Annotated in this window: 12 protein-coding genes and 1 pseudogene; 4 read left to right on the forward strand and 9 right to left on the reverse strand. The window is 64.6% G+C overall.

Features of this window, described 5'->3' with window-relative positions:
- Positions 1 to 21: 21 nt before the first annotated feature.
- The 8 genes from DB708_RS23345 to DB708_RS23380 form a co-directional block, all read right to left on the reverse strand.
- Complete coding sequence (locus tag DB708_RS23345) at positions 22 to 807, reverse strand: SDR family oxidoreductase (protein ID WP_108925844.1); 786 nt, start codon at positions 805 to 807, stop codon at positions 22 to 24.
- A gap of 25 nt (positions 808 to 832) precedes the next feature.
- The gene (locus DB708_RS23350) at positions 833 to 1,660 is read right to left on the reverse strand and encodes an aspartate dehydrogenase (RefSeq protein ID WP_108925845.1); all 828 of its coding nucleotides are present in this window, start codon (positions 1,658 to 1,660) and stop codon (positions 833 to 835) included.
- Positions 1,657 to 3,072, reverse strand: a complete 1,416-nt coding sequence (locus tag DB708_RS23355; protein WP_108925846.1) for an amidase — start codon at positions 3,070 to 3,072, stop codon at positions 1,657 to 1,659. Before DB708_RS23355 ends, DB708_RS23350 begins: the two co-directional genes overlap by 4 nt.
- A complete protein-coding gene (locus tag DB708_RS23360; protein ID WP_108925847.1) occupies positions 3,069 to 3,275 on the reverse strand; it encodes a hypothetical protein in 207 nt (68 codons plus the stop codon). Before DB708_RS23360 ends, DB708_RS23355 begins: the two co-directional genes overlap by 4 nt.
- Positions 3,272 to 4,177 carry a polysaccharide deacetylase family protein gene (locus DB708_RS23365; RefSeq protein WP_108925875.1) on the reverse strand — a complete coding sequence of 302 codons (906 nt, stop codon included), beginning with the start codon at positions 4,175 to 4,177 and terminating at the stop codon, positions 3,272 to 3,274. The genes DB708_RS23360 and DB708_RS23365 overlap by 4 nt, the downstream gene beginning before the upstream one ends.
- On the reverse strand, positions 4,177 to 4,884 hold the full coding sequence (locus DB708_RS23370; protein ID WP_108925848.1) for a FadR/GntR family transcriptional regulator: 708 nt from the start codon (positions 4,882 to 4,884) through the stop codon (positions 4,177 to 4,179). The genes DB708_RS23365 and DB708_RS23370 overlap by 1 nt, the downstream gene beginning before the upstream one ends.
- Positions 4,885 to 5,092: 208 nt before the next feature.
- Complete coding sequence (locus DB708_RS23375; RefSeq protein WP_108925876.1) at positions 5,093 to 6,742, reverse strand: DNA repair helicase XPB; 1,650 nt, start codon at positions 6,740 to 6,742, stop codon at positions 5,093 to 5,095.
- Positions 6,743 to 6,750: 8 nt separating this feature from the next.
- A complete protein-coding gene (locus DB708_RS23380) occupies positions 6,751 to 9,003 on the reverse strand; it encodes a helicase-associated domain-containing protein (protein WP_108925849.1) in 2,253 nt (750 codons plus the stop codon).
- Between the two features lie 137 nt (positions 9,004 to 9,140).
- On the opposite strand from DB708_RS23380, the gene DB708_RS23385 reads away from it, so the two are divergent.
- The 4 genes from DB708_RS23385 to DB708_RS23400 are packed head-to-tail and all read left to right on the forward strand — an operon-like array spanning position 9,141 to position 10,814.
- Positions 9,141 to 9,341: a hypothetical protein gene (locus DB708_RS23385; protein WP_201263600.1), complete on the forward strand. Its 201-nt coding sequence runs from the start codon at positions 9,141 to 9,143 to the stop codon at positions 9,339 to 9,341.
- A gap of 11 nt (positions 9,342 to 9,352) precedes the next feature.
- A complete protein-coding gene (moaC, locus tag DB708_RS23390) occupies positions 9,353 to 9,883 on the forward strand; it encodes a cyclic pyranopterin monophosphate synthase MoaC (RefSeq protein WP_261859529.1) in 531 nt (176 codons plus the stop codon).
- Positions 9,880 to 10,362, forward strand: a complete 483-nt coding sequence (locus DB708_RS23395) for a MogA/MoaB family molybdenum cofactor biosynthesis protein (protein ID WP_108925851.1) — start codon at positions 9,880 to 9,882, stop codon at positions 10,360 to 10,362. The genes moaC and DB708_RS23395 overlap by 4 nt, the downstream gene beginning before the upstream one ends.
- Positions 10,359 to 10,814, forward strand: a complete 456-nt coding sequence (locus DB708_RS23400) for a molybdenum cofactor biosynthesis protein MoaE (RefSeq protein ID WP_108925852.1) — start codon at positions 10,359 to 10,361, stop codon at positions 10,812 to 10,814. The genes DB708_RS23395 and DB708_RS23400 overlap by 4 nt, the downstream gene beginning before the upstream one ends.
- Positions 10,815 to 10,842: 28 nt before the next feature.
- On the opposite strand, the pseudogene DB708_RS27825 reads toward DB708_RS23400, so the two are convergent.
- A pseudogene (locus DB708_RS27825) lies at positions 10,843 to 11,153 on the reverse strand (transglycosylase family protein); the annotation flags it as partial.

An 11,153-nucleotide genomic window follows, 5' to 3' on the forward strand; every position in this document is an offset into this window, starting at 1 on the left:
CCATGGTTCGGGGGTGGTCGGTCAGATACTGGGAATGAGTCCGCCATCGACGCGCACGACCGATCCGGTGATGTAAGAGGCTCGAGCGCTGGCCAAAAAGGCTACGGCAGCGCCGTATTCGGCGGGATCCCCGTAGCGGCCTAAGGGAATAGCGGCGGTACTTGCCGCAGCGACGTGTTCGACCGTGGTGCCGTCACGGGCCGCTTTGGCTTCGTCAAGTGCGGTGATTCGGCCAGTAGCGATACGACCCGGGACGACAATATTGCTGGTGACACCGTCACGACCAATCTCTGCGGCAAGAGTCTTTGACCACCCCGCCAGGGATGCGCGCAACGAGTTCGATAGCGCGAGGTTGGGAATTGGGCAGGCGATTCCCGACGACGTGCTGGTGATGATGCGGCCCCAACGGCGTTGGCGCATAGCGGGTAATACGGCGGCGGTAGTGGTAACGACCGGGATTACCAGAGCATTGAACCAGGTGTGCCAGTCGGCGCCGGCGATCTCAGTAGCCGCTATCGGCGGAGGACCGCCGGTATTGTTGACCAGGATGTCTACGTTTCCGTACCGGTGCGGTAGGTCAGCGAGCATCTCGGCCAAGCTTGTGGCGTCGGTGAAGTCGACGACTAGGGGAGTGAAGTCGAGCTTCTCGTCGCTTATCGACTTGGCAACTGCGGTAAGAGATTCGGAGTTTCGATCGGCGCCGAGTACGCGGGCACCTTCACGCGCCAGCGCCAATGCGATGGCGCCGCCGAGTCCGCCCCCGGCGCCGGTGACAAGGGCGACTTTGTCGTTTATTCCGAAATCCATAGTATGCCTTCAATAATCGGGAGAGTTAGGTTGCCAGGCGCAGCGTGCCCGCTGTTTTGGCGAGGTGGGCTACCACGCTTTGCGCGGTGATCCGCCCTGTTTTGGGGTTCTCGGTGGGAATGTTCGCAATATGGATGTGTAGATCAGCGGAATCCGAGCGCATATCGACGATATGGGTATTGCGGTCAACCGTGGGATCGGCCCACACCCGCAAGGTGGTGTTATCCGGCCCTATCCCGGCGAGGGAAAGTGCCACAGCAACATTGAGATTGGCCGGAAAGCCGGTGGCCGCTTGGCGAGCGCTTCCCTCGAAAAGCAGCAGCGGTTCACGCAATGAGCGCAGCTCGTCGTCGCGACCACGTACGTAGGGGGCGCCGATCAGGCTTGCGATCGGTTTGCGCGTGGTCATCGTGATTTCGAAGATGGTGCCGCGAGCTGCCGCCTGGACTGCGTCCAATCCCGCGATCGCTCCAGAGGGCACGCTGATAACGGCTCCGGTTTGGTGAGCGCGCTCGACCAGGCTCCAATGTTGTAGCAAAGCACTCGAACTCAGGACGACAAGCTGTTTGCCTGCTTCGATAGTTGGAGTGGCGATGGTGGCGAACAGGGCTGCCGGCGCGCATTCGATGACGAGGTCAGAGCAGGGTTCGATCTGGTCGGCATCCACGACGGGGACTGGTGAGGTGAGCGTCCGGGAGAAGTCTTCAGCGAGCTTCGTGCGGCGGGCGCTCACCGCCGACAGACGATAGCCGGTGATACCTTTGTCGAGAGCTTGGGCCACTACGCTTCCGACAGGTCCGAGCCCGACGATTCCGACGCGGATTTGATTCGGGGTGGTGGCGGAGGCAGTCATTTACTGCTTTCGAGGACGGGAGCAGGGGTGGGAAGAATTGAGGTCGAACACTTTTGGAAGGCTGCTGCCACGGTGAGGACTGTTTGGTCGGCAAATGGTCTTCCGGCAAGTTGAAGGCCAACGGGCAAGCCATCGGCGTCGGTGCCCGCTGGGACAGTGATGGCCGGAAGTCCTAAGAAACTGAACGGGCGGGTAGTGCGCAGCAGGCGTGCCGTCGTCTGTGCGGCATCCTCGGTCGCGGCGGCGATGGTAGGGGCGGTGTCCAACGTCGTATTGGTTGCGAGGACATCGCACTCGTCAAGGACGGTGTCGAGGAATCGTGCAAGCGAAGCGCCCTGGGCGCACAGGGCCCGCACGTGATCCGCGCTGCTGGTGACGAAGGCATGATGCAGGCGGGATCGTATTGCCGCGGGATAATCGTTGGCTGCATTACCAAAATGGTCCCCATGAACCGCTGCTGCTTCGCACCAGGTTAGCAGTGATCCGGCTCGGTCGTAGTCTCGGAGCGGGCTTAGATCTACTTCGACGAGTTGTGCACCCATGGTCTCCAGGAGCTCCCAGGACGCTTCGATGTTGGTGACTATGTCCGGACTCGACTTCTCGCGCAGGTAGCCAGAATCGATGCCGATTCTTTTGTTGTGCAGGTTGATATCTATTTGCCCCAACGGCTGCACTGGCCGGCAGTCGATGGATGCCGGGTCTGCCGGATCGTGCCCGGCCATCACCGCTAGCGCGAGGGCTACATCCTGCACCGTCCGGGCGATGATGCCGATGGTGTCTTGGGACTGTGACAACGAGATCGCACCCCGCCGTGAGATGCGACCAAATGTGGGTTTGAAACCGACAACGCCACACAGAGCCGCGGGAATTCTGACTGACCCCCCGGTGTCGCTGCCGATCGCGATGGGTACCGCACCGCTGGCGACGGCTGCGGCCGACCCGCTCGATGATCCACCGGCAATGCGAAGTGGGTTGAAAGGATTGCGCACGTGGCCGTGGTGGCTGTTGAGACCCGTTGCCGAGTAGCCGTAGGGGTCGAGGTTGAGCCGGCCCAGTGTGATTGCGCCTGCACTGTCGAGCTGGTCGAGACATGGTGTGTCGTCGTCTGCTGCTCGCAGCGATGAACGGCTCACACCCAGACCGGCTGGTTTGCCCTTACGCGTGAACATGTCCTTATACGCATAGGGGACCCCGGCTAGCGGTAATGGTTGCGGAATAGCAATTTTCATGACGTGGTCCACCTGAGCTGCCAGTTGACGCGCTCTCTGCTCATCGAGGCAAACGAAACAGTTCGTCGACAGCTGTGCTAGCTGGCTGGCTTCTAGAGCGGACTCGACCACCTCGGTGGCGCTTAGTGATCGGGAGTGCAGGCCGGCGCTGATTTCTACGGCAGTCAATGGTTGTGGGCTCATACGCTCGCCTCACGCCTGAGGAGTTCCCGGAATTGCCCGATCTCCAGCAGGGCCGTTTCGTCTTTGATCATCGAATCCACGGTTGAGCGAACGGATCGGATTGTCGAGCTAATTCGGGCGGCTTCAGAGTCATCGATTGCCACGCCATGCCCTAGCAGGATCGGACGGATGCTAGCGGATCCCGATGCGTCGTAGTCGTTCATGAACGCTCGTCACCTGTGGGCGGACAGACGTGGGTACGGTAGTAATCGGCGATTCCGCCGGGTGTGGTGAACCACACGGATTCTCGTTGGCGCTGTATATGGTCCAGAGCCCGTCGGAAGTGACGCAACCGAAACGGCTGGCCGACGATGAAAGTATGTATCGAGATACCAAGTACCAGAGGCTGTTCCGAGGATTGTTGCAGCATCTCGTCGAATGATGCGACGACCATGTCCGCGAACTTGTCCGCGCTGCCATGGTGCAGGACGACCATCGGTACGTCGTTGACTTCGTGGGGGTAGGGAACGCTCAGAAGTGGACCGGTACGGGTGCTGAGCCATACTGGTTGGTCATCCATCGGCCAATCCAACGTGTATCGAAATCCGCGCTCTGCCAGGAGGTCCTCGGTGACCGCACTCGGATTGGCGCCTGGACTCATCCATCCTTGGGGTGGGTGCCCCTCGTAATCTGTGATCTTTGTGAAGGTTTCATCGATGATGGCTCTTTCGGCATCTTCATTCAGCCCGTTTGGATGGATTGAGTTCGTGTGGCCATGCGCAACGAACTCGGCCCTTTGTCCGCGGAACCGGTTTATTAGTGCCGGAGCATGCTCATAGGTCGCGGTGTTGAGTAGCACAGTCGGCGCAATTCCATACTGGTCGAGAAGGTCTGCGATTCGAAAGCCGCCCACTCTGTTCCCGTACTCTCGCCATGCCCAGTTGTAGGTATTGGGGTGATCGAGTCCGGGAGAGTAGGACAACCCCAACCCATCCTGGTTGTACGAGAAGTGTTCTGCATTTACGGCCACATACACCGCCAGGCGTTTGCCGTCCGGCCAGCAGAAGTCCGGCCGTTCAACTATTGCCGAGTATTCGAAGCGGCCGTGGGCAGGCAGCGCAGACATCATCGTTCTCCGTATGCTTGGGCGATTTGAGCGCGTTCTTGGATCGCGCGTAAATGTGCGGCCATTGCCGCTTTGGCCCCGTCGGCGTCCGCCGCGGCGATCGCGTCAACGATCGCTGCGTGCTCAGCGATAGGCGCGCCCAGCCCGCCCAGCCGTCTGGCTGTCTGGACTGTCTGCTCGAACTGAAGCTCGCGAAGCTGACTGATCAATCGCACGTGCAGCGAATTCCCGGTCATCTCCGCGATCGCAGTGTGAAAGCGGAGGTCGTTGCGCACCCACGTCACGACGTCGGCGTCCTCGCTGTTGGTCGCCGCTAATTCGAGCAGCTGATCCAGCTGAATCGTGCTTCTGCGCTGGGCGGCCAGGCCGGCGCCTGGGACCTCCAGCATCGATCGCACCTCGAAGAACTCGGTTGAGTTCGTCGTACCAAGTAGGGACAACCCTGCGTCGGTACCGGTTGCACTGATAACGAATGTCCCTGCTCCCGAACGGCTCTCGATCATTCCTGCCGCACGCAGCCCGCCGAGGGCTTCGCGGAGCACCGGGCGAGACACGCCGAACGACCGAGCCAACGCGATCTCCCCGGGCAACCGATTTCCCACCGGGAAGTGGCCCGACCGAATCAGCGTGACCAGTTCGTCTCTTACCGCGGTCGCCGACGTCGTCCGAAGAATGGGCCCTGTGGTGACCGGCGATCTGTCCTGCATCTGTCAAACTGTATTACAGCTTTGCGGAGATCGCAAAACTTGCCGCAGCGGCGGCCGCGAACGCATACGCGCTTTCGTCACCGGTGACACATCTCTGTTGCCCCGGATACGCGGCTTAGGTGCTTGCCGATTTCAGGTGAGCGGTGCTGGCGCGGTCACGGTGGTTAAACCCCGATGCTCCGCCGCCGCCGGAGTATCGTTTCGCTCCCTAAATCGCCGGTCCCAGAAGGTCATCCGCGTCGCGAATGATGTAGCCGTAGCCCTGCTCGGCCAGGAAGCGCTGCCGGTGCGCGGCGTATTCGGCGTCCAGGCTGTCGCGGGCCACCACTGAATAGAAGATGGCGCCGCCACCGTCGGCCTTCGGGCGCAGTAGCCGCCCCAGTCGTTGCGCCTCCTCCTGGCGCGAACCGAACGTGCCCGAAACCTGCACCGCCACAGATGCTTCGGGTAAGTCGATGGAGAAGTTGGCGACTTTGGACACGACCAGCGTCGATATCTCGCCGGTGCGGAATGCGTCGAACAATGCCTCACGTTCCTTGGTTTTGGTGGACCCCTGGATCACCGGGGCGTTCAGCTCGGTGCCGAGCTCGTCGAGCTGATCCAGGTAGGCGCCGATCACCAGGGTCTGCTCGCCGGGGTGTTTGTCCAGAATCGACTTGACCACAGCGATTTTGGTGTGCACGGTCGAGCAGAGCTTGTAGCGCTCTTCGGGTTCGGCGGTGGCGTACATCATGCGCTCGTTGTCGGTCATGGTGACCCGGACTTCGACGCACTCCGCCGGTGCGATCCAGCCCTGCGCCTCGATGTCCTTCCAGGGAGCGTCATAGCGTTTCGGGCCGATCAGGGCGAACACGTCGCCCTCGCGGCCGTCTTCGCGGATCAACGTTGCGGTCAGGCCAAGCCGTCGCTTCGATTGCAGGTCGGCGGTCATCCGGAACACCGGTGCCGGCAACAAGTGCACCTCGTCGTAGATGATCAGCCCCCAGTCGCGGCTGTCGAAGAGTTCCAGATGGCGGTATTCGCCTTTACTGCGGCGGGTGATCATCTGGTAGGTCGAGATGGTGACGGGCCGGATTTCCTTGCGTTCGCCGGAGTATTCGCCGATTTCCTCCTCGCTCAGCGAGGTGCGCGCGATGAGTTCGCGTTTCCATTGCCGGGCAGCCACGATGTTGGTGACCAAGATCAGCGTCGTCGCACTGGCTTTCGCCATCGCCGCCGCGCCGACCAGCGTCTTGCCGGCACCGCACGGAAGTACCACCACCCCGGAGCCGCCGGCCCAAAACGAGTCCGTGGCCAGCCGCTGATAATCGCGTAGCTCCCAGTCATGCAGTTCCAGGTTGATCGGATGCGCCTCGCCATCGACATAGCCCGCGAGATCCTCCGCGGGCCAACCGATCTTGAGCAGCATCTGCTTGACGCGGCCGCGCTCACTGCCGTGGACGATGACGGTGTCGTCGTCGATCCGGGCACCCAGCATCGGCGCGATCTTCTTGTTGCGCAGTACCTCCTCGAGCACCGCACGGTCCAGGCTCACCAGGGTCAGGCCATGCGCCGGGTGCTTGACCAGTTGCAGCCGGCCGTACCGGGCCATCGTGTCGACGATGTCGACCAGCAACGGCTGCGGCACGGCGTAAAGGGAGAAATTGACCAGGGCATCGACGACCTGCTCGGCGTCGTGGCCGGCGGCGCGGGCGTTCCACAGCGCCAGGGGAGTGATGCGATAGGTGTGCACGTGTTCGGGTGCGCGCTCGAGCTCGGCGAACGGCGCGATGGCGGCGCGCGCGGCGTCGGCCTGCTCGTGGTCCACTTCCAGCAGCACCGTCTTGTCGGACTGCACGATCAATGGTCCGTCGGTCATGTCATCCATTATCGGTTGTCGGCCGACACCACCGACGTGATGCGGTGGATAGCGAAGTCACGCAGCCGTCCCAACGCCGAATCGAAGGCCACCAACTGTCCGCCTCGTATGGTGATCGGCGACACCATCCGCTGGCTGGCGACCCCCGCGGCGTCAAGGTAACCGATCACCAGTGTGTCTTGATTCTTTGCCGCCTCGGCCAGCAGCGACATCGCCACCGCCGGGTCGACGCGACTGTTTCCGAACGGCGCGGTGGTCACCTTGCGAAGCACCGAAACGACCGCGTTCAGTGTCTCGTTGTTCGGCCGCGGCGACGTGCGGTAGGGCCGACGTTGCTGCGGCGTGGGCACCCGAGCCCGCCGCGGGCGGACGTCGACGATGGCGCCGGTGGAATCTTCGGCGGCCGGGGCGAAGCCCGCGGCCCGAAGCACCGCGAGCATCTCGGCGATCGGCGCGGGGGACACCGCCACCGTTGGGGCCAGGGCCCGCAGCTGCAGATCCTCACCCGCCGCCACGGCCTGGGCCAGCAAGGCCGGGTCCTCGCAGCGCACGAACGACGCGGCCATGCCGATGCGCAGCTGGCCGTGCCGGCGGGCGACGTCGTCGATGAGATATGTAAGTCCTTGCGGCACCGGTGTTTTGGAGTGATCAGCGAAAAATGTGTGCATCCAGTCGCGGGTTTTGCCCACGTCGAGTGCGTGCCGGATCGACTGCTCGCTGATGCGGTACACCATCGCCGCGCCGGCTGATTCGACGTTGGCCACCATCGCCAGTTCGTCGGCGAGATCGCGGTGCAGCGGCCCGGGCACCACAACGGTCAGGTCGGCCTGCATCAAGAAGTGGTCGATCGGTTTGGGCAGTGCCCGCGCCATCGCGTCCACCGTGACTGAGAAGTCGACGGTTTCGGTCAGCAGCGCGCGGCCGGGAGTGCTGATCGCCCCGCGGCCCACCAGACCCATCGCGTGGCCCTCGGCCAGCAGATCGGCCACGGGTCCCGGCTGCAGACGCCTGGTCCAGCGCGGGCGCCGCCAGATCAGCGCCGCCGACGCCGTGGCCGCGTTCACTCCGGCGCCGGTGGGCAGATCGGCGAGCGTGCCCAGCAGCAGGCGCCGATCCAGCGGAGCCGCCGTCGAGTACAGCGATTCGGACAGGGCCGCATACGGTTTGCCGTCCGGGCCGCGGCCGCCGATCAGCGCCGGGCGGCCCGGAAGGTCAAGCCAGGCGCTGGCCAGTTGGTGCCACCGTTCGGCCGCGGACATCGCGGCGAAGCGGTCGGCGGCCACCGTCGGCGCCCAGTACAGGCCGTCGCCGTTTTCCGGTTCCGGATCGGGCGTGCCGCTGGCGATCAACCCGGCGGCGGCCGCGACTTCGAGGACCAGACCCAGTCGCTGATCGTCAATGCCGGTCGCTTTGGCCAGCCGCTTGACTTCGCGAACTCCCAGACCGCCGCTGCGCAGCTCGGAAACCGGTGTGGTGCCGAGGCTTTCCAGCAGCACGTCGAATTCCCGCAGCAGGTCGATGACGGCCCCGGCCGCCGCGGCGTCCACGTCGCTGGACGTGGTGGTGGACACCACCGGGTCGGGTGCGGTCAGCTGCATCGGGCCCGGCTGCTCGCCGCGCAGCACCTGCGCGACATGGCGGGGCAAGATCACCGTCTCGGCGTCGACCCGTCGCAGCAGCCCCATCGCCAGCAGCTGCGGCACCGGCCGATCCGTGGGGGCGCCGGGCGCGGCGTCGCGGGTACGCCCCATCGGAGACCCTTCGAGCAGCTTGTCCAGGACCTCCTGCTGCGCCTGGTTGAGGCCGTCGATCAGCTCCGAAATCTGTTCGCCGGTGCGCGACGTGTCCTCGAGCGTCACCTGGCCCGGATGCCAGGGCAACGCCATGCCGGCGTCGGCGGCCAACCGCATCGCGGTATCGCCCCACACCAGCGCGCGCCGGCGTAGGTCGTTCAACGCGTCGATCACGTCGGCCTGCGGGGCCCGGTCGTCGATCAGCGCCAGCAGCTTCGCCGTCGGCACCCCAGCGGTGTCGGCGTGCAGCACCAGCAGTGCGTCGAGTATGGCCAGCCGCAGGAAGTCGAGCTCGTCGGTGGCAGCCTTGACCGACTGTCGAGCCCCGGCACGTGCGGCCAGGGCCGCGATGCTGCCGGGTGGTGGCTGGGCAAGGTCTGGCCGTAGTTCCAGTAGTCGGATCAGCCGCTCGTCGGGCAAGTCGGCCAGCCAGGACCCCAGCGGGATATCCGGGGTGTTGTCGGTCATCGCTGACCAGCGTAAAGCAGCTCGCGGATCGCGAGGCGGCGGCGACGACGCATCGCAGGTACTGCCGGTCGGCCGGGACGGGCCGCGCATTCCGACTAGCGTCACGCGCGGCTGCGCGACCTGTCAGAATGGACGGCGTGGCTGACATTGCTGAGGGCAAGGCGGGTAAATCCAAGTACGTCGACAACGGCTGGCCGACGACGGACCCCGACGACCATGCGGTAAGCGAGCTGGTGACCGACCGAACAGGTGCACTGTCGCCGTTTGGCGAATTGGTGTTCCCGGTGGAATCCGATCATCTGCCCTACGTCCACCCGGTCACGGTCATCAACCGGTAGGTAGCACCGGGATGGCTGGAGCATCCGGGGCGTCCAGGCCTGCGAAGGCCTTGCAGTCCGAGGAATCCCGCCCGGACGCACTGTCGCACCTCGACGAACGGGGAGCGGCACACATGGTCGACGTCACCGAAAAGGGAGCCACCAAGCGCACCGCCGTCGCCGCGGGTTCTTTGCGGACCTCCGCGCAAGTGGTGGCGCTGATCTCCAGCGGCGGGCTGCCCAAGGGCGATGCCCTGGCCACTGCCCGGGTGGCGGGCATTCTGGCGGCCAAGCGCACCAGTGACCTGATTCCGCTGTGTCACCAGCTCGCGCTCACCGGAGTCGACGTGAATTTCACCGTTGGTGAGTCGGATATCGAGATCGTCGCGACGGTACGCAGCACCGACCGCACGGGCGTGGAGATGGAGGCGCTGACGGCCGTCAGCGTGGCCGCGCTTACGCTTTACGACATGATCAAGGCGGTTGACCCGGCGGCCCGTATCGATGACATCCGTGTGCTCCGCAAGGAGGGTGGCAAGACCGGAAATTGGGTGCGGTCATGAGTCCTCGATCCGCGCGCATCATTGTCGCCTCGACTCGGGCCTCAGGCGGTGTTTACACCGACAAGTGCGGGCCAATCATTGCTGAATGGCTTGAGCAGCATGGATTTTCGGCTGCAGACCCGGAAGTGGTCGCCGACGGGAACCCGGTTGGCGAGGCACTGCGCGGTGCACTCGACGACGATGTCGACGTCATCCTCACGACCGGTGGCACGGGTATCTCGCCCACCGACACCACCCCGGATCAGACTGTGGCTGTGGTGGACTACATGATTCCCGGCTTGGCCGATGCGATTCGCCACTCCGGACTCCCCAAAGTGCCGACCTCGGTGCTGTCGCGCGGTGTGTGCGGTGTGGCCGGTGCGACCTTGATCGTCAACCTCCCGGGATCGCCCGGCGGCGTACGCGATGGGCTGGGGGTGCTTGCCGACGTGCTCGACCATGCCCTCGATCAGATCGCCGGCAAAGACCACGAGCGATGACCATCGTCCTGCGGGCCGCGATGACCGAGCAGCCGATTTCTTTGGACCAGCATGAAGAGCTGGTAGGCCATCGCTCGGCCGGGGCCATCGTCGGGTTCGTCGGCATGATTCGCGACCACGACGAGGGACGCCGGGTGGTGCGGCTGGAGTACTCCGCGCATCCGTCGGCCGCCCAGGTGATAGCGGAGGTGGTGGCCGAGGTCGCCGAGGCATCCGGCGGCGTGCGCGCGGTCGCCGAGGCATCCGGCGGCGTGCGCGCGGTCGCGGCCAGCCACCGGATTGGCGCGCTGCAGATCGGAGAGGCAGCACTGGTGGTCGCGGTCGCCGCCGACCATCGACAAGCGGCATTCACCACCTGCTCCCAGCTGGTCGACACCATCAAGGCGCGGTTACCGGTGTGGAAGCACCAGTTCTTCGACGACGGAACCGAGGAATGGGTGGGTTCGGCTTAGCGCCAAATCCGATCCAGCGTCAGTGTGGTCAGTTGGCGGGAGCCGACAGCGCCAGCGCGTCCAATGCATCGTTGCCGTTGACGTCCTCGCCGCGGATCGCGTCCCACACTTTCTGGGTGTAGCCGACCCCGGCGACCTGCTGCGGTGCGGAAGGCGCCCCGTTGGCGTCGCCCGGAGCCGGGGGCACATCGGCGGGCGCGGGCGGCATGGCGTCTGCCGGAGGTGGTGCGTCCGCGGGCGGGGCCGGCGGAACGGCGTCTGCCGGAGGTGGTGCGTCCGCGGGCGGGGCCGGCGGAACGGCGTCTGCCGGAGGTGGTGCGTCCGCGGACGCACCACCTC

The sequence above is a fragment of the Mycobacterium montefiorense genome (assembly GCF_003112775.1).
GTDB classification, from domain to species: domain Bacteria; phylum Actinomycetota; class Actinomycetes; order Mycobacteriales; family Mycobacteriaceae; genus Mycobacterium; species Mycobacterium montefiorense.